General features: G+C 43.9%; 14 protein-coding genes and 1 pseudogene. 10 read left to right on the forward strand and 5 right to left on the reverse strand.

Annotated features, from left to right (window positions below; genetic code table 11):
- Nucleotides 1-53 precede the first annotated feature (53 nt).
- From Q0541_RS24180 to Q0541_RS24200, 5 genes and pseudogenes are all read left to right on the forward strand, one after another.
- A pseudogene (locus Q0541_RS24180) lies at nucleotides 54-194 on the forward strand (YjbQ family protein); the annotation flags it as partial.
- Between the two features lie 183 nt (nucleotides 195-377).
- Nucleotides 378-1,430: an aromatic ring-hydroxylating dioxygenase subunit alpha gene (locus Q0541_RS24185; RefSeq protein WP_298916611.1), complete on the forward strand. Its 1,053-nt coding sequence runs from the start codon at nucleotides 378-380 to the stop codon at nucleotides 1,428-1,430.
- A 362-nt stretch (nucleotides 1,431-1,792) separates the two neighbouring features.
- Nucleotides 1,793-2,506: a 2Fe-2S iron-sulfur cluster-binding protein gene (locus Q0541_RS24190; protein WP_298916614.1), complete on the forward strand. Its 714-nt coding sequence runs from the start codon at nucleotides 1,793-1,795 to the stop codon at nucleotides 2,504-2,506.
- On the forward strand, nucleotides 2,503-3,498 hold the full coding sequence (locus tag Q0541_RS24195; RefSeq protein ID WP_298916617.1) for a xanthine dehydrogenase family protein subunit M: 996 nt from the start codon (nucleotides 2,503-2,505) through the stop codon (nucleotides 3,496-3,498). The genes Q0541_RS24190 and Q0541_RS24195 overlap by 4 nt, the downstream gene beginning before the upstream one ends.
- Complete coding sequence (locus Q0541_RS24200) at nucleotides 3,495-5,609, forward strand: xanthine dehydrogenase family protein molybdopterin-binding subunit (RefSeq protein WP_298916620.1); 2,115 nt, start codon at nucleotides 3,495-3,497, stop codon at nucleotides 5,607-5,609. Before Q0541_RS24195 ends, Q0541_RS24200 begins: the two co-directional genes overlap by 4 nt.
- 35 nt (nucleotides 5,610-5,644) lie before the next feature.
- On the opposite strand, the gene Q0541_RS24205 is transcribed toward Q0541_RS24200, so the two are convergent.
- The 5 genes from Q0541_RS24205 to Q0541_RS24225 all read right to left on the reverse strand — a co-directional run bounded on the left by Q0541_RS24205 (nucleotide 5,645) and on the right by Q0541_RS24225 (nucleotide 9,914).
- Nucleotides 5,645-6,322, reverse strand: coding sequence for an SDR family oxidoreductase (locus Q0541_RS24205; protein WP_298916623.1), 678 nt, complete (start codon nucleotides 6,320-6,322; stop codon nucleotides 5,645-5,647).
- 11 nt (nucleotides 6,323-6,333) lie between these two features.
- Nucleotides 6,334-7,314, reverse strand: coding sequence for a dienelactone hydrolase (locus Q0541_RS24210; RefSeq protein ID WP_298916626.1), 981 nt, complete (start codon nucleotides 7,312-7,314; stop codon nucleotides 6,334-6,336).
- A gap of 437 nt (nucleotides 7,315-7,751) precedes the next feature.
- Nucleotides 7,752-8,270: a hypothetical protein gene (locus tag Q0541_RS24215; protein ID WP_298916629.1), complete on the reverse strand. Its 519-nt coding sequence runs from the start codon at nucleotides 8,268-8,270 to the stop codon at nucleotides 7,752-7,754.
- 191 nt (nucleotides 8,271-8,461) lie between these two features.
- Nucleotides 8,462-9,040, reverse strand: coding sequence for a hypothetical protein (locus Q0541_RS24220; RefSeq protein ID WP_298916632.1), 579 nt, complete (start codon nucleotides 9,038-9,040; stop codon nucleotides 8,462-8,464).
- 79 nt (nucleotides 9,041-9,119) lie between these two features.
- Nucleotides 9,120-9,914, reverse strand: coding sequence for a TIGR04255 family protein (locus Q0541_RS24225; protein ID WP_298916635.1), 795 nt, complete (start codon nucleotides 9,912-9,914; stop codon nucleotides 9,120-9,122).
- 1,065 nt (nucleotides 9,915-10,979) lie between these two features.
- On the opposite strand from Q0541_RS24225, the gene Q0541_RS24230 reads away from it, so the two are divergent.
- From Q0541_RS24230 to Q0541_RS24250, 5 genes are all read left to right on the forward strand, one after another.
- Complete coding sequence (locus Q0541_RS24230) at nucleotides 10,980-11,375, forward strand: hypothetical protein (protein WP_298916638.1); 396 nt, start codon at nucleotides 10,980-10,982, stop codon at nucleotides 11,373-11,375.
- A gap of 402 nt (nucleotides 11,376-11,777) precedes the next feature.
- Nucleotides 11,778-13,547, forward strand: coding sequence for a WD40 repeat domain-containing protein (locus Q0541_RS24235; protein WP_298916641.1), 1,770 nt, complete (start codon nucleotides 11,778-11,780; stop codon nucleotides 13,545-13,547).
- 762 nt (nucleotides 13,548-14,309) lie between these two features.
- On the forward strand, nucleotides 14,310-17,462 hold the full coding sequence (locus Q0541_RS24240) for a pentapeptide repeat-containing protein (RefSeq protein ID WP_298916644.1): 3,153 nt from the start codon (nucleotides 14,310-14,312) through the stop codon (nucleotides 17,460-17,462).
- 176 nt (nucleotides 17,463-17,638) lie between these two features.
- Nucleotides 17,639-18,199 carry a Uma2 family endonuclease gene (locus Q0541_RS24245; protein ID WP_298916648.1) on the forward strand — a complete coding sequence of 187 codons (561 nt, stop codon included), beginning with the start codon at nucleotides 17,639-17,641 and terminating at the stop codon, nucleotides 18,197-18,199.
- A 119-nt stretch (nucleotides 18,200-18,318) separates the two neighbouring features.
- Nucleotides 18,319-18,510 carry a hypothetical protein gene (locus Q0541_RS24250; RefSeq protein ID WP_298916652.1) on the forward strand — a complete coding sequence of 64 codons (192 nt, stop codon included), beginning with the start codon at nucleotides 18,319-18,321 and terminating at the stop codon, nucleotides 18,508-18,510.
- Nucleotides 18,511-18,592 lie beyond the last annotated feature (82 nt).

Genomic DNA, 18,592 nt, shown 5'->3' on the forward strand with positions numbered 1-18,592 from the left:
TACCTTAATGGATTATTGTCGGTTTGAGGTACTTCAAAAACTGAGATGCTCCCATGGCAATGATGCTGACTACTAGTGAGATAATTCCTGTTGTAGATGGTAAATTAGCTTTGGGAACCTGGCAATCTGTGTTGTTTTTTGAGTTGGATGGGCCGCGCAAAAGAACGGTATTTGTGCAAATTTCTGGCGAATAATGCAACTTCACACCTGGAGCGATCGCAGATTATCCCAAATCTGAGAGAATTACGAACACGACCAACAAGTGTATCAGTTGAATTTACTTACAGCAATTAAAAATTTGAAAGAATGTTTTCAAGCATAACCTTCCTTTCCACAAACCAGGACTTTCGTTGTGTCAAAGGCAGACGCAATTAGCTATGAAAAATAACGATAACTTTGTATTACGTAATACTTGGTACTATGCTCTGCCTAGTAATCAGATCAAGCCAGGTATGATGATCAGCCGCATTTTCTTGGGAGAACCGGTGCTGCTAGTCCGCGACCAGGATGGCAAAGTCTCAGCGATGCGGGACATTTGTCCTCATCGAGCCGTGCCCTTGAGCTGTGGTAGATTTGATGGGCAGGAAGTGGAATGCTGCTACCACGGTTGGCGCTTTAACTCCGGTGGGCGCTGTACTGCGATCCCGTCTCTTGTAGAAGAACAGCAGATGGATTTGAGTCGCTTCGACGTCCAATCCTATGCAATTCGGGAAGCCCAAGGGAATATCTGGATATATATAACTGATCCCGATAACCCTCAGCCTGCTTCTGAGATGGAGATTCCGGTCATTCCAGGGTTTGATGAGCGCTCGCATCAATTCGTAGAGATCATGAAATTCCCCTGTTTTATAGATCATGCAGTGGTAGGTCTGATGGACCCTGCTCATTCACCCTATGTTCATCGCGCTTGGTGGTGGCGAAATGAGCAACTGCACGAGGAAGTAAAGCAATTCGACGCTTCGCCCTACGGCTTCACGATGCGACGACACCGATTACCAGCAAATGGAGGTCGATTATACTGGCTGATTGGCGGTGGTGTGCCGGAAACGGAAATTTCTTTTCGTTTACCTGGAGTCAGAATTGAAGAAACCACGATTGGCAAGCATCGAGTCGTTAATTTAACGGCAGTTACACCCATTTCAGACACAGAAACCGAGGTAACTTTTGCTCTTTACTGGACACTGCCTTGGGCAGGATTTTTCAAGCCATTGATGCACGTACTAACACAAACCTTCCTCGGTCAAGACCGAACGGTTGTGGAAAAGCAGCAGATTGGTCTGAAATATAATCCTGTGCTGCGACTGATTAAGGACTCAGATATGCAGGCGCAGTGGTACTACCAGTTAAAGCGAGAGTATGCTCGGTCTGTCGCTGAAGGACGAGAATTTGTGAATCCTGTCAAGGGTCAAATACTCCGCTGGCGTGCTTAAAATTGAGATTTACGGCGTTGCTCCCTTTGCAGGATTGATTTAGCAACTAAGGCTGATCTTTCCTGCTTGCCCAAATTCATCTCACTGTCTGCAACGCCAGATCTACTTCTCTTGCCACGTCAACAATACTAATGAATGACGCTCCAAAACTGAGAATTTAGCCTCAAACAGCAATATCATCCTAAATCCACGGCTGAGAAGATGATCCGGCTATTTGGGTAAGCATACTTTGTCTGATTTTTTCCTTATTTCCTCAAACTATTACCTGCACTTAACCTGAAATTATGTACACAATACTAAATAGCTATGCATATCCCTAAGTTCTCAGAATTACCGGATTATTCAATCTAGAAGTACGAATTATGGAACACAAAAAAAGGGCAGAAATAACATCCCAACCCGATTTTTCGGGACAGGCACTGACTGCTGCCGGAACAGCTATAGCCGCTCCTTCATTACTCAATCAGGCAACTATAGCAAAGGAAGCTAGCCAAAGTAACCCTGGTGAGATGAGCGTAAAACTTACTGTTAACGGTGAGCAGCAAACCCTTGACCTTGAGCCGCGTGTCACACTCTTAGATGCCCTGCGCGATCGCTTGGGGCTAGTGGGCAGTAAAAAGGGATGCGATCACGGGCAATGTGGGGCCTGTACTGTTCTGATCGATGGTGAGCGAGTTTATTCCTGCCTGGCTCTGGCAGTGATGCAGGAAGACAAGGCGATCGTCACCATTGAAGGGCTGGCGAAGGGCGATACTCTCCATCCAGTGCAGGCAGCATTCATTGATAACGATGGCTTCCAGTGCGGCTATTGTACCCCAGGACAGATTTGTGCTTCTGTTGCCTTACTTGATGAAGTCAAACGCGGCTGTGCCAGCGTTGTCACGCCAGATTTGACTCGTCCCCCACAGTTGGCTGAACTCTCTGAAGCTGAAATCAAGGAGCGACTGAGTGGTAATCTCTGTCGATGTAGCGCTTACAACGGCATTGTGGCAGCAGTCCAGCAGGTAACGGGACAAAAACCGCCCTCTCCTGCCGCAGATGTAATGGTCAATGAACCCCAGGAGATGCTCAGATGAACAACTTCGCTTACACCCGTGCTACCTCTGTGAAAGATGCGGTTCAACGGGCAACGAATGACCAAAATGCGATATTGATTGCGGGCGGTACGAATTTGGTTGACCGTCTCAAAGTCTTCCTAGATGAGCCATCGCAACTTATCGATATTTCTAGATTAGAGATGAAACGCATTGAACGGACAAGTGAGGGTGGTCTGAGCCTTGGAGCGCTGGTAACTAACACAGCAGTGGCAGACCATCCTGATGTTCGCCGCGATTATCCAATACTGTCTCGGGCGATTCTTTCTGGTGCGTCTCAGCAAATCCGCAATATGGCAACCGTAGGGGGCAACCTACTGCAACGCACTCGCTGTCCCTACTACTACGATACCGCCTTCCCTTGCAACAAACGGCAACCGGGAAGCGGCTGTCCAGCAGCAACGGGGATCAACCGGATGCACGCCATTCTTGGGGCCAGTGACCAATGCGTGGCAGTTCAACCCTCGGATATGTGTGTTCCTCTTGCGGCTCTAGATGCTGTTGTTGTTGTGGAAGGCCCCAAGGGTAAGCGGCAGATACCATTGACAGACTTTCACCGACTACCAGGGGACACACCCCAGCGAGATACAAACTTAGAGCCAGGTGAGTTGATTACCTCTGTGGTTCTGCCCCCAGTGCCGTTTGCCAAATCAGGGGTTTACCTAAAGTTACGCGATCGCACTTCCTATGCCTTTGCGTTAGTCTCTGTGGCAGCTGCTATTGACTTGGCGGGTGAGCAGATTCAGAATGTGCGCTTGGCAATGGGTGGTGTAGCCCATAAACCTTGGCGCTCAAAAGAAGCAGAAAAGTTTTTGATCGGCAAGAGTGCCAATACTGCAACGTATCAACAGGCGGCAGAAATTGCACTTCAAGAAGCGAAACCATTAACTTATAACAGTTTCAAAGTTGACTTGGCAAAGCGGGCAATTCGCCGCGCACTCACGGTGTCAGCCAAAGGAGGAGGCGTAGCATGAACAAAGTAATTGGGACTGCCATCAACCGCAAGGATGGACGGGCAAAGGTTACGGGCACGGCAACCTACGCCGCAGAACATGAAATTCCAGGTCTGGTTCACGGTTATCTTGTCACCGCCAGCATTGCCAATGGGCAAATTAAAAATATCGACACCAGTGTGGCAGAAAAGGCAATAGGTGTGATAGATGTTTTCACGCATAAAAACTCGCCTAAAATGTTTATGCCAGCCAACGACTTTATGACCTCGAAAATCTACGAGGCTCGTCTGCCGTTGTCGGATGACAAAATTCACTATGCAGGGCAAATTATCGGTTTGGTAGTAGCAGACACCTTCGAGCGGGCGCGTGATGCGGCGCATTTGGTCAAGGTGGAATACACAAGCCAAAAGCCAGTCGTGGAAGCTGCACTCGCCACCTTCAAGGAGGCACCACCACAGATGGGTGAGGAGCTAAAGTTTGAAAAGGGGAATTTTGCGGCAGGGGTGGCGAGTGCAACAACGAAACTTACAGCTACCTACAAGACAGCCATCGAACTGCACGCGCCGATGGAACCCCATGCGATCATTGCCCACTGGCAAGATGCAAACTCACTCACTGTTTACGAACCGTCCCAGTGGGTGTTGGGAACTCAGCGCACCTATGCACAACTCTTTGGAGTGCCAACTGAACAGGTTCATGTCGTCACACCTTTTTTGGGTGGAGCTTTCGGCTCTAAAGCCTTTCCCTGGCCCCACGGTATTCTCTGTGCAGCGGCTGCCCGTGAACTTCAGCGTCCTCTGAGAGTCGTCCTCAGCCGACGGCAAATGACAGCGAACGCCGGACACCGCTCCGAAACCGAGCAAACTATGCGCTTGGGAGCAACTGCTGATGGTAGTTTAACTGCGATCGCCCATGAGGTTAAATCCTGTACCTCGCCTGTGGATGTCTTTACAGAACCCTGTACTTCGGTCACGCCAGTTATGTACACAGCGCCGAATTTGCAACTGAAGCAGGAACTAGCGGTGCTGAACATCGGTACACCAACATTCATGCGCGCCCCAGGAGAGAATCCTGGGATGTGGGCGATGGAGTCAGCGATGGACGAGCTCGCCTGGATGCTAAAGATTGACCCGGTAGAACTGCGCCTAAAAAACCAAACTAAAGAACATCAGCGCAATGGTCAGCCATTCTCAGCCAAACATTTTGCTGACTGTTTGCTCTTGGGTGCGGAGCAATTTGGCTGGAAAGACAGACCAAAACAGCCGCGTTCTTTGACACGCGATGGCAAACTCGTTGGTTGGGGGATGGCGGCAGCAACCTACCCTGGCAGGCGAGGTGCAGCATCAGCCAAGGTAAGGCTGCTATCAGATGGTACTGCCCATGTTCTCACTGCTGGGAATGACATGGGCACTGGCGCATATACCGTTGTTGCGGCCACAGCAGCAGATGCATTGGGGCTACCCGTCGAACAGATACATGTAGAGTTAGGCGACTCCTTACTACCAGATGGAGGCATGGCGGGTGGTTCCATGATGACAGCATCTCTCCTGCCGGCGGTCATGTCAGCTTGTGAGCAAGTTCTGAAAACTGCTAATGCTAAGACCGCACAGGAGGCGTTTGCAACTCTGAGTCAGTCCGGCCAAACAGCAATTGAAGTCACAGCATCCTCCGCTCCTGGCGATGAAACCAAGAAATGGGCGTTCCAATCTTGGGGCGCACATTTTTGCGAAGTCAGCGTGGATGAAGAAATCGGACGTTTGCGGGTGACGCGCTGGGTGTCAGTGATGGATATCGGGCGAGTGATCAACTCTAAGACAGTAGCCAGTCAAGTTCGTGGTGGCGTGATCATGGGTATTGGGCAAGCCTTAATGGAGGAGTGCCAAGTTGATCCAAACATCGGCTATCCTGTGGTTTATGACCTTGCTACCTATCACTTCCCAGCCCATGCAGATATTCCTCGCATTCAGGTGGCCTTCGTCGGCGAACCTGACCTCAACTTCAACCCAGCAGGTGTACGAGGTGTAGGCGAAATTGGGATCACAGGTGTTTCAGCTGCGATCGCCAATGCAGTTTACCATGCCACAGGTAAGCGCATCCGTGATTTACCTATTACACCTGACAAGTTGATCTAAAAGACATTGGGCATTGAGAAGAAGCTTTAGGGGCACTAATCCAAACTAAATTCTGCAAATTCTCTTTGCCCAAACAGCATGTTTCGGTCTACTGCTGACAAAATTTTATTATTGGCGTGTTGGCTATTTAAACAGCGACCAACTAACTGCGCGACATCTGCACGATTAATGCTACCAATAATCTGCGGATCTTCGGTTAAAACGCCATTGCCCGTTGCTGGTTCTGACTTGAGTCCACCAGGACGGATGATTGTATAAGTGAGTCCACTGGCAATTAAGTGTTGTTCAGCTTTGTCTTTCTCAGCTAAAACTTTTCCTAGTACCTCTAAAACTTGGGGTGACGCTGCAACAACACTATTGCCAGCGCCAATGGAAGATACAAGAATAAACTTTTGCACCCCAGCCTTAACTGCTGCATCGATCAGATTTCTATTACCAGGGTAATCCGGCCTTTCTACATCTGTTGGTAAACCGCCAATTGTACTGATAACAGTGTCAATAGGTTCATCTGTCAGCATTGCCCGTTCTACATCGCCAATATTCAAGGCATCTCCCAGAACTACCTCAATACCGATTCCTTCTAGTTGAGCAGCAACTGCTGCCGTTCTCAGGAGTGCTTTGACCTTTAACTGTTGCGCTGTGAGGGATTGGGCAATTTCTCGACCAACACCGCGACTTGCTCCAGCCAGAAAAATATAAGATGCATTTGTCATAATCAGCCTAACTACTTACGCTCAAAGGATTTTATCAGAGGATTGGCAGTATTTAATAATTGCTCAAGCAACTCAGATGCTTCTGGTTGATAGCGAACATAAGTGTCAATAAACAAACCAATAATTTCACTCATCAGCAAACGCAAGTTTTCTTGGGGTTGAGTAGCTTCTAAGTCGAGAGAGGGTCCAACTGTAGTGGAGTCTGGCTGATCAACTATCGAAAAGTGATTTGCTCCTTCTAAAATTACTAGATAGGTGTCATTTCGTCCCCCAGTAATTGCTTCTTGGAATGTACGGATGACTGGGGTGGCAGCATCCCCAGGACTTACACCATAGAGTTCGCTACTCTTAACCATGAATTCATCACGGGTTCCTCCCATCAGTAGCATTGGTAGAGAATCTGGTAAAGCCAAGATAGTTCCTGGTTCATACCCTATTCTTAAAAGTCCTCTGCTAGTTGCGCCATAAGAAAAAGATGCAGCAACTCCAGGGAAAAACCGAGGGTCAGCATTTTCGATAGATACTATACCACCCGCAGAGTGTCCACCGAGAATGATCCGTTGTAAATCCAGCATTCCTGCTAAAATTCCCTGATTTTGTAACTGTTCGAGTTTAGCTAGAAGTGCTGGCAAAGCCGAAGCTGTGGGAGCAGTACGATAAATTGTGGGTTTCATCTTTTCAAAATCAATCCCAGGTGTGAGGCTAATTACGCCTGGTAGACTTTCGGTAATCCAATTAAACAGAACCACTACTAATCCACGTTCAGCCAATTTAACCGCTAACCATTGGTATTGTTGAGCATCACAGTTAAAGCCGTTGAATAAAATCACTACTGGAAAAGGTGCCTTTTCTGGATTAGCTGGCTCAATTTTGGTACTTTTTTCTAACTGATCCGGTATCTGTGCTGGGTAGAGAATTTTCAGGTGAATGGTATCGTAAGGTGACTGGAAACCCTCAACTTTGGCAGCTTCAAAAAAAGCCCGAACTGTCATCTGTACCTTCCTGACTATCACTTCTAGAAAATCTTCCTCTCAGTTTACAACTGTTCCTTGCAAGCAAAATCTAATCATCTAAAATAACGAAGTAACTAAGTAGAAAGCAGAAGGCAGCAGTGAAGACGCGATTAATCATGTCTGTTTACAGGGCGAACGCATCTAAATATTAAAGATTGATGAGGCAGATGGAATTCCCCAATGCTTGATCACACAGGACTTTCAGAAAATTAGGTATTAAAGCTGGATAATAATGATAATCGTTGTAGGGGGAGTTTGTGGGGGCGGGAATGTGAAGAGTTTCAAGGCTAGATTTATTCTCGTTCTGCCTGTTATTGAATGTAAGCCTTCACTACTACTGCTGGAATTCCGTTATTTAAAGCTTAACGATATCTTCTATAGATATCTCGGTGACAAAATTTTTATACGACCTCGATTTATCCTTGTGCCACGTATTGAAGAGTTTCAATTTGCTCAGATGCTGTCAGGTCTTTACCATTTGCCCAACTAGTAGGAGGTTTAGAGTGATTCAATGCTCCAAACATTTTAAGGCAGTGCGAGTACGTGATGGCCCACATAAGCCGATAATTTACATTGTATTTTTTATCATTTGCAATAAAAGTAGATTTGATAGTTTGATCGCGAATACCATTTAGGATTGTAATTGCTAGTTCTTCCGAATCCTTGATATCTAGATCGAAATGGCGATGGTTAGCTGGATAAAAATTTAAATTATTTTGAGGAGTAAATTCATAGCGGGTTGTTTTTGGGAGACAGTTTACTGGAATAATTAAAGAGCCTCTAGTAGCCTTTGAGTCTCGTTTGTTGCCTTTGCTAGCACGAAGCTTGCTTTGATTTATACCTTCTGCTACTACCCCAAGAGCGTGTCCGATATCAAAAGGATCGATTGTATCGGCTTCATAAGTAGAGATACCTGAAGCTTCACCTCCTAACACTTGCTCAATAACTTGTTGGATTAAATCCTGACTCCAGAGGCTCTCGACAGAGCTATTTACCTCACTTACAATCGGTTCAAAATCTCCTAAGCTCCTACAAAGACGTACTAGGTATTTAGGTCGCTTAGATCCTTGGTATAACTTTCTGAAGTACCAAGGTATGGCGTTCAATTTCATGAAATGAGGGGATATTAACTTAATAGTCCCATTATGCCTTGAATCAATCGAGAGTGTGGCAAATCCTGAGAGTATAGTGCTGTTTGCACTATACTCTCACCTAAAGAACCACCACAAGCTAAAAGGCAGGCCGCAGAGGACTGAGCTAAAAGTTTATCCGTAGATTCTAAAAACGAACCGATGGCATAAAGTAAATTGTTGTTACTGATTTGGAATTCTGCATTCCGTAACGACACTATGAGAATACGGCTAGCGGTTGAAGGCATTTTGCAAAGTTCTATAGCTAGTCTGGTTTGATATTCTTCTGGGCTATCACTCAGCCACTGAACTACTGCTTCTGCAATTTCATATAGGGTATCTTTGTCTTTTTTATTTGCAAGCAACTCATCAAGATAGTCTTTGATTTCGTCAGGAAAATCATTTAGTCCTATCACCCTCATCGCAGGAACGGCTGATGTAAGAGATGATAATGCTTTCTCCCAGTTTTGAACTGCTATAGCTTTTGGCTCAAATAAATTCAAAAGAGTGTAGTAGTCAATTGAAAACTCCTCTTTGGCATGTTGAACATAGTTTATTAATACGTTCAGTAACACAGGTAATGGCGAAATATTTGTTAGTTCGTCACTCTCACAAGATATAGGTATCGATCTCTTCGCCGAGGTTTGGCCGTATCTATCCTGGAATCGATTTCGGTTGTAAAGATTGATGTAAGCTGGGAGTGACACACCATTGGAAGAAGTTTCCAGCTTCTCGGTTGAATTGGTCAAGATAGATTGTGGCATCTTTTATCTCCGTTATCTTCTCAGTGTTAAAATCAGCATCTATGAAATAGCCCACTTCATTAGTTGCATTAAGTGCATTTTTTAGTCCAAGTCCGCACCGAACACGCACCATTGCATCTGGATAATCAAGACGACACCCAAAATGCAAAAATGCTTCAGGTAAGTCTTTCTCTGACAAATCCTCAGTTACAAATACTCCTAAAACTGGGGGATTGAGCAACTCCCGCCACGGGCGATTTTCTAAGCCAAGCTCAGAGCGCATAATAAAGTTTTGGTATCTCAAACCAATCCTCGTAAAGTATGAGGGATTGTAGTATTTAGTGAGTACCTCAACAGCGCTCAATAATCGTTTTCTGAAATCCTCCCAGCTTTCATATTTCGGCGTAGAAAGAGCTATAAAATCACTTCCTAAAGTAAGTTTCCATTCTCCTGTTTTATCAGCGAACTCATAGGAAAAACTTTGCCCTAACATGATTGGTGGTGAGTTAGGCTGTGGACTTGACAAAAACGACAAATCGATTGATTGAGGAGTATTGAAAACTGGATATTCTAATCTCACCGCTTCCTGAAAATCTACAGGAGCTTCTTTTTCGATTATTAAAATCTTCGGAAATCGAAGCTGGCAGATTACTTCCACAAGAGGATTGCGGGTATATCTGACACGGGGTGATTCGGGAAACTTCATGCAGTTGTTGAACTTGGGTAGCTGGCAATAGAACGCAAAGAACTGCTTAGGCAGTGATAAATGTATGCTAAAAAATAATTTCTAGAGTAAATAACAAGACTCAGTAAAGAAGATTCTTCACCTTGACAAACTAAATTGATTGTCTTGTCTCATCTTATTGTAAGACGACAATGGATTGCTGTCTTCCGCACTGGAAGTAAGTATTTTATAATTTCTTTATAAAATTCTCAATAGATAATTTAAGGCAAAAGCCAGTCTAGCAATGACTTTTAACGTTTAAACCCTAACTGTATTTTTCTTAAAAATTTTATAATCTTCAAGTATGATGACTTGCACTTGCGCTTGTCTGTTATCTGTCTTGTCAGTAAATGTCTTCTTTGTCGTTACTGCTTCTAGATCGCCTCTACCCTTCTATATTGATTTGTCTTCTTAGCTCAGTTGCATTGAAAACAAGCGATCGGTCGTTTTATAATTGGATTTGTGCTATCCAATCAAGTAGAGCCTTAGAGACAAAGCGATCGCTTCACTAAGAAGAATTTTTCAATCACTGTGCCTCGTTATATCTCATACCAAGCATCGAGATATTGCGACGGTGGCGATTGCCCTCGCCCAAATCCCCCATTTCCGCTTCCTGTTTTGAGTAACTTAAAGTTATTGAATCTTGCTCTCTTTTTGCTTGGATATCTAGGTATCCAATAAACTAGGCAAATATTGTGTGGGCATAGCCAGCCCTTCATGCCATCCCTTTCGCCACATCCATGCCAAGGGGCAATTCGTGGGTGCAAGATTGTGAAAAGTTTTTCAGGAATGGAGACTAGAACTTACGCATTGACAGAAAAATGATAATGTGCCAGGACTTACGCACGACGGGTTATGAAAGAATGAACCACAGAGTACACGGAGGAATAATTTGAGAGGTTTTTTGCGTAAGTCCTAATGTTGAATTCTGTTTACCTATTGGTAATTAAAAATATTAGTACAATAATTATACTTAACCCAATTGTAGGAAGTATTTTAATAAACAATTGTGCCAATCTAGCAAATAACTTTTCAAGGGATTTACTTATGGCTAAAAAATCTCAACCTAATGTAGAACAATATCAAGATGTCAGATTATCTGCCACCACAAGAATTTGGGTAATTACAGTTGCCATTCTCGGAGTTTGCGTCCCACTGTCAGCAGTTACCAGAAGCGGTGCTATTCTTCCTTTAGTTGCTATTGGTGGCGCAGCTGTTGGTACAGTTGCTGTTTGGCGTTCTGATCAGCAAAAATCAAAAACTAACTATTTGCAACAACAGCAAATAGAACTGTTAGAGCAAAGATTAGCGAATTTAGAAACAATTGTTAGCAGTGATGACTTGAACTTGCAAATGAAAATTAAACATATAGAGGCAAGGGATACTTTTGGCAACTCCTCTGATGTAAGTACTACACCCAGACAACCAAAACGCAAAGGTTAAAATTAACCAATCTTCACCATTTATACTGATTTCAGATGATCTCCCTTAAAATCAGTGCTACTAGGTTATTTTTATGTAGGTATTTATTGACTTAGCGTTACTACAACCTTTGAAATGTCTCTCAGATTAAACTTTTCTTTGCAACTAGAACTGTTTCTGGGGAAACAGTATCTCGCTCTCCATCTCCGTTAGAATTAACTGACATCAACTAATTCTATATACTTCAGTTGCATCAGTGAATGAAATGTTTAAGTGCTATCCATCTCTCTCCCGCAAACATCTGCCAATGGCTGTGTTTTATTAGACTGCTAACATTACTGAATTTTTAATTAACTAAGGTTATAAACTTGAGTAATTGCATTGGTATAGCTTACCTTAGGTATGCAATAGTTTGCCGCAGGAATGCAGATGGATTGGATTAGCTTACTCAAAGCTCAACAAACTGACTTCCTTCAACGTGTGAAAAAACCTAAAACTTATGACTTATCTTTGCTGGAAAGTCAAGTTAAAGGTTCTCACACTGAAATAATCGGATTTCGGGGTGAGCCTTTGGCAAAACTCCAAGAACTTTCTCGCCAACAAGCAGAAGTTCTCGCCAAAAATCCGCCGCCGACGCCGCCTGAATATCCTGAACCTCCCGACTGGACGATACCTTTTCCCAAATACTTCCAACGACAAGCGGAAGATTATTTTTTGCGGGAGCAAATCGTTGACAGGGTGATAACTGAACGCTTGGGGAAGTTGGTAAAAAAGGTATCACAAGATACCTTGCAAAACATGATTTTAGATGATGAGGGAAATTTGTGTGGCGAAAGTAAATTTCCTTATGTCCTAAAAGATAATCCTCAGCTAAGTGTTCAAGTTTATGTTGCTGATGGAGAAAGTTTTAATGGTATTAAGAAAGACAAAATTAGGTGGTCAGTTACTCAAGAAGATTTGAGAAATCACCAAGGATTAATTTTTCTTTGTTTGTTTTATCCATCTACAGGTAAATTAGGTTTCGAGAAGCAAAGTATAATAACAGGCTTTTTACCTACAAATATCCTTGAACTTACTGAACCAAAACTGGATATCAGTCCGAGTAATTTGTTATATGCGGGGGGGTTAAGTTGGTATTTAGAATCACTAGTTGCTAAAAAAGACACGTCGCCAGTAATTAATGAGAAAGCGATCGCAGAGACAATACAAACTCTACCATCAGAGCATTGCCTTAAGGGTATAGTCGGTGATTGGGAATGCTGGCAGACTTTGCAAGGGCACAATAGAGGGATTAATTGCTTGGCTTTCAGTTCTGCGTGTAAGAATGGCAAAGCTTTACCCATATTGGCAAGTGGTAGTCGGGGAGAGACGAAGCTCTGGGATTTAAGCAAGGGTGAATTAATAGATACATTATCAGAGTATCCTTGGGTGATATCTGGGCTGGTGGATGAAGTGAATTCTCTGGCTTTTAGTTCAGATGGGCAGACTTTAGTGAGTTGCGGTGCAGATTCCACAATTAAACTTTGGCACGTCGGCGCTTTAGACTTGATAGATATTTTGCACAAACATAATGGGGTAGTGCGGTGTGCTGCCTTCACCCCAGATGGCAGAATGTTAGCTACAGGCGGAGATGATCGGAAAATTTTGTTTTGGGATTTGATGCAACGTCAGGTTGCGATCGCACTTTCTTTAGATGATACAGCAGCTCATTCCCTGGTTTTGAGTCGAGACGGGGAAACTCTGGTGACAGGTAGCTACCGCAAAATCAAAGTCTGGCGCACCTCACTTTTGATGGGAGTCAAAAGTTTAAAGGACGCACAACCGCTGCATACCCTGATGGGTCATTCTCACATTGTTGGTTCCTTGGCGATCAGTGCAGATGGTAAAATGCTCGTGAGTGGTAGCTGGGATCAAACGATTAAAATTTGGCAATTGGAGACTGGGGAATTACTTCATACTCTGAGAGGACATAGAGATAGAGTATATGCGATCGCATTAAGTCCCGATGGTCAAATTATCGCCAGCGGTAGTGCTGATAAAACCATCAAATTGTGGCATCTACAAACTGGGGAATTGCTGGGTACCTTTACAGGTCATACTCATATAGTCACAGCATTAGCTTTCACAGCTTCCGGCGAGATGTTAGTTAGCGGGAGTTTGGATAAGACGATTAAAATTTGGCAACGGAATTGAAGTTAGGAGTAGAGACGCGATTAATCGCGTCTGTACAGGAGTTAGGAGTTAAAAAACTCCGTTCATCCACCTTTAATACTCGTTAACGAGTCTTTGAACTGGATTCATCCACCTTTGATACTCATTAACGAGTCTTTGATACTCGTTCATCCACCTTTAATACTCGTTAACGAGTCTTTGATACTCGTTCATCCACCTTTAATACTCATTAACGAGTCTTTGATACTCGTTCATCCACCTTTGATACTCATTAACGAGTCTTTGATACTCCTGGACAACAAACTTTAAAAACTCTTTGCGTTTGGGTGCCTCTGCGTGAAACTTAAAACTCTGCTATAGTGATTCCCATTCAGATGCGATACAACATTATGCTGCGAGGTGTAGGGGCACGGCAGTGCCGTGCCCCTACGGGTGTACTCACGTAAACGAGAACCGCTATAACAGCGTTTACCAAGTAGCGAGTGAAATTATATACAATAGCTTATCAGTTGCCTATACTCAATGATACCGAGTTAGAACTGACAGTTAAACAAGTTTTTAGCTGGTTGACTATGAGTTAAGTAATATAGCGGTTCTCAGTTGAGTCCAATATAAACCTAACCCCCAGCCCCTTCCCTACAAGCGTTGGGGAGTAAATTTCAAAGCCTCTCTCCTAAAAGGAGAGAGGTTTGGAGAGAGGTCAAAGTCTATTGCATACAAACGAGAAGCGCTATACAGGTGCATTTTTACCAAATTGATGCTGTTGGAGAATAGTCTATGGCGATGATAAAGCTCTGGAAGTTTTTGCGAAACATTCAAGATTTGAATTGGGGACAAGGCGTAGAGGTAACAAAGACTGGAGCCGAAGCAGCTAAAGCCGTGCTTGATTTGGCAAAAGCAATCAAAGAGCAAAAACCCAATGTTCAAAACTTCAAACCATATCTAGAACAGATTTCGTCGCTATTAGATGTATTTAATTCTCCTCTCGGTCAAATTACCAAAGAAGTAATTCCCTTTGCACCCATCGCCATTACCATCCTCAAGTTCATTATTGATGCAACCCACAAAGAGCCAAGTTTAGAAAACTGTGTACTACTAGTTAGTCAGGCTGCTTACATAGACAGCTTTCAGGATATTCTCAAACAAGATTCCGAATTCCTCAAGAAAATTGATCCAGACCGCCCAGCTTCTCATGGTTTAGCTTCGCAGATTCAGAAATTAGGTGAGCAAGAATTTAATGCGCGGGAAGTAAAAAAAGCCATCCTCTATTTCCACGAATCTCAACTAGCAGAATCATTTAATCAGATTTTACAGCAACGCTTGCAAGAAGCCGGATTAACCGAGGCAGAAGCAAAAACCTTCACTGGAAGGGTAGCGCGTCACACCGATGAAAATATGCAAGACGCATTGGTAGAAGTCGGAGAGAAAGCGGACAAACTTTGGAAGTGGTATAGCGCCGGAGGAAAAGAAAAGCTAGAGAAAAATCTGAATATTGAAGATTATTTAGAACAGATAATTAAACCAAAGCCAGAAGAAAACATTTTTGATGAAACCCATATTACTTTTCGGGATTTGTATGTACCTTTGCAAGTCAAAGAACTGGATGCTAAAGACAATGCAAATGTTGAATTGGAAGAGTTGGTTAAGGGAATACTGAATGATCCAGATACAAAACCCAAACAAGTTTTGTTTATTCAGGGCGAAACCGGACGTGGTAATAGTGTCTTTTGTCGGATGTTTGCCGATTGGGTACGACGCGAATTACATCCTAGCTTTACCCCAATTTTGATTCGGTTGCGATATTTGCGCGTACTAAAAGATAATTTAACTGATACTCTAGAGAACTATTTAGAAAACTTTGATTTTGTCACCAGTGATCCAGGCTGGCTGACAGATAAAAATACTCGGTTTTTGTTTTTACTAGATGGGTTTGACGAGTTATTACTAGAAGGACGAGCCAGTGGCGGCTTGAAGGAATTTCTGGAACAGGTGGAACAGTTTCAGAAAAACCCCTTTTGCCATCATCAGTTTTTGATTACTGGTCGTCCCCTAGCGCTGCAAGGAATTGAGCGGCTACTTTCACAAACCAAAAGCTTGAAGCGCGTCGAACTTCAGCCAATGGATGACTCACTTCGGCAAACATGGCTGGAAAAATGGTCAGTTGCGGCTCAAGTTAACAAGAGTGAGTTTGAAGAATTTTTGCAGGCTTGCCCTGATGAAGTCAAAAACAACCTAGCACGAGAACCTTTACTACTCTATTTACTGGCACGGATGCACCGAGACAACCGTCTCAATGTCCAAATGTTTGCAGGCGCAGACGCTATTAAGGCAAAAATCCGCATTTATGACGAATCGGTGAAGTGGGTACTAGAAAAACAACGTGACAGTGAAAATCAGAATGATAACTCCCGCTTGACTGGATTAGAGAGTGAGGATTTACGGCAGTTTCTCACGGAAGCCGCTTTGTGTGTGGTGCAGTCTGGGAATGAATCTGCCAGAGTGACGATGTTAGAAGCACGGCTCAAAGACAGCAACAACCCAGCTGCAAAGTTAATTCAGGATGTCAGACAGGAGAATGCCTCCCAAAAAAATCAACAAGATAAGCTACTCAATAACCTGTTAACGGCATTTTATATTAAACCAGCCTCCGGTGATAAAGGCGGCTCTGTGGAGTTTGTCCACAAGAGTTTTGGCGAGTTTTTATTTGCAGAACGGTTACTAGAAAGCTTTGTGGATTGGATAACCAAGGTAAGCAAGCGTGACTTTATTACCACGGAGGTAATAGATAAGCAGATTTACGATTTATTCGGGTATGGGAATTTAACACTTGAGATTGTCGAATATTTGATGGGGTTGTTGGCTGAGAGTTCAGAATTTCACGATGTAGAACGCTTGTCTCAACTTTTTCAAAGATTAGAGGATTTCTATTTCCGTTGGTGCGATGGGGAATTTATTGATGCAGAAGATGCAAACCTGCCTCTGATAAAGAAAAAACAATTGCGGGAGCAATTACCAGAGCGAAAAATTGAGTTGGGATTGCGTCAGGTGGATGTGTATACAGGGCTGAATGTGATGATTTTGCTTCTAGAGTTGCATCGCTATGCCCAAAGAAAAGACGACCTCAAAGACAAAATTACCTTTCACCCCTGCGGTAAACCTAATACCGATCAATTTGACTCAGAACGCTTGCTCCGTATTATCGGCTATAGTCACTGCCTGAGTATCTCTGCTTTTAGAGAAAACTTAAGATTATTTCTCAGCGGTGCCGACCTCAGCGGTGCCAACCTCAGCGGTGCCAATCTCAGCGGTGCCAACCTCAGCGGTGCCAACCTCATCGGTGCCAACCTCAGCGGTGCCCACCTCAGCAGTGCCAACCTCAGCAATGCCGACCTCAGAGGTGCCAGCCTCCAAAAAGTTGTATGGAACAGTGACACAAAATGGCTCAATGCTAGGGGGCTGCATGAAGTAGTCGCTGTATCTCCAGAGTTGGCGCAAGACTCAGCTTTTGCGGCTGCGGTTGCCTTGAGTCAGGGCATCAGTTGGGTGAGAGAAGGCAAAATTAAAGAAGCACAGGAAGCTTTCAAGCAAGCCCAAATATTTGACCGTAGTTTTATAAACTCTGCTGAATCTTTGAATAGCATCTGCTGGGTTAGCTGTTTACACGGTTATGCTAAAAATTTTCTCTTCATCTGTGAAAAAGCTGTTACCTTAGACCCTGACAAGAAAATCTATCAAGATAGTCGAGGACTGGCTAGAGTTTTGACTGGCGACTTGGCAGGGGCATTAGAAGACTTTCAAGCTGCTGTAGACAGTGGTGCACTTAATTACTCAAATGATGTGAAGCAGCGACGGCTACGCTGGATAGAAGCACTGAAGTCAGGAAATAATCCCCTCACGCCAGAGGAATTGGAGAAGTTGCGAAAAGCTGAGGGCTAGGCTAATTCGTAATTCGGGCGTAGTCTCACGCAAAGACGCAAAGATAAGATGCCATGCTGATGCCTACGGCGGGCTGCGCCAACGCACTTTCTGCCAAAATCTCTGTCACTTGGCGATGCCTGCGGTGAGCTTGGCTAACGCACATAATAAAACCATCCCCTCTATTTCACTCACTTATGGCGATCGCAACTCAACCCCAACTAACTTTAGAAGAGTTCCTGAAACTGCCGGAAACTGAGCCAGCATCAGATTTTATCAACGGGGAAATTATTCAAAAACCAATGCCTCAAGGTGAACATGGTCTGATCCAGACAATTTTATCTGAAGTGATTAACGGCGTAGCGAGAAATCAAAAAATTGCTGTAGCTATCACAGAACTGCGTTGCACCTTCGGCGGCGCTGCGATCGTTCCTGATGTCTCTGTGTTTCGCTGGGATAGAATTCCCAAAACTTCAACTGGCAGAATTGTTAATCGCTTTGAAATTCATCCCGACTGGGCAATTGAGATTCTTTCTCCAGACCAAAGGTTAAAAAAAGTGTTGAGTAAGTTATTGCATTGTTCGCGCAATGGTACTGAATTAGGCTGGTTAATCAACCCAGAAGACGAAAGTGTGCTGGGGATTTTTCCGGGACAACGATTGGAATTATATGAAGGTGCTGATAAATTACCCATCCTGGAGGGTATCGAATTGGAACTGACTGTAGAACAAGTTTTTGGCTGGTTGAGTTTGACGTAAAAAAGCGATCGCATTTCCTAGAGAAAGTTGGAAAGGATTGTATCTGTAGGTTTATTGTAGAAACTGGACGGTACAGCGCAAATTCGTATGTACCATAAAAATTTGTATGCCGTGCTTTTATGGAAAATCAATTAGGATTTGTTCTGAAACTGCTTTTACTCTCGGCTTTGTTATCGTTATTAATTAAGTATGCAGGGCCAAGTCTATCAATTCCGCCGACAGCAACCAACGCGCTGATTATAATATTTTTGCCGATTGTGATTATGGCGATCGCGCTACTGTGGCGATTCCAAGCACAGAAACAAAATTAACTCGGGAGCATTTACGCACAAGTTACTAAAATCAGCTAACCTAGCTGAATTACAACAAAATTGCATCTCGCCAACCGTTGGG

The organism is uncultured Nostoc sp., assembly GCF_937863485.1.
Classification (GTDB): Bacteria; Cyanobacteriota; Cyanobacteriia; order Cyanobacteriales; family Nostocaceae; genus Nostoc.

Bases quoted from the DNA above. Each gene is read 5' to 3' on its own strand.
- Q0541_RS24185 (WP_298916611.1), top strand. From the start codon at position 378: ATGAAAAATAACGATAACTTTGTATTACGTAATACTTGGTACTATGCT.
- Q0541_RS24190 (WP_298916614.1), top strand. From the start codon at position 1,793: ATGGAACACAAAAAAAGGGCAGAAATAACATCCCAACCCGATTTTTCG.
- Q0541_RS24195 (WP_298916617.1), top strand. From the start codon at position 2,503: ATGAACAACTTCGCTTACACCCGTGCTACCTCTGTGAAAGATGCGGTT.
- Q0541_RS24200 (WP_298916620.1), top strand. From the start codon at position 3,495: ATGAACAAAGTAATTGGGACTGCCATCAACCGCAAGGATGGACGGGCA.
- Q0541_RS24205 (WP_298916623.1), bottom strand. From the start codon at position 6,322: ATGACAAATGCATCTTATATTTTTCTGGCTGGAGCAAGTCGCGGTGTT.
- Q0541_RS24210 (WP_298916626.1), bottom strand. From the start codon at position 7,314: ATGACAGTTCGGGCTTTTTTTGAAGCTGCCAAAGTTGAGGGTTTCCAG.
- Q0541_RS24225 (WP_298916635.1), bottom strand. From the start codon at position 9,914: ATGAAGTTTCCCGAATCACCCCGTGTCAGATATACCCGCAATCCTCTT.
- Q0541_RS24230 (WP_298916638.1), top strand. From the start codon at position 10,980: ATGGCTAAAAAATCTCAACCTAATGTAGAACAATATCAAGATGTCAGA.
- Q0541_RS24235 (WP_298916641.1), top strand. From the start codon at position 11,778: ATGCAGATGGATTGGATTAGCTTACTCAAAGCTCAACAAACTGACTTC.
- Q0541_RS24240 (WP_298916644.1), top strand. From the start codon at position 14,310: ATGATAAAGCTCTGGAAGTTTTTGCGAAACATTCAAGATTTGAATTGG.
- Q0541_RS24245 (WP_298916648.1), top strand. From the start codon at position 17,639: ATGGCGATCGCAACTCAACCCCAACTAACTTTAGAAGAGTTCCTGAAA.
- Q0541_RS24250 (WP_298916652.1), top strand. From the start codon at position 18,319: ATGGAAAATCAATTAGGATTTGTTCTGAAACTGCTTTTACTCTCGGCT.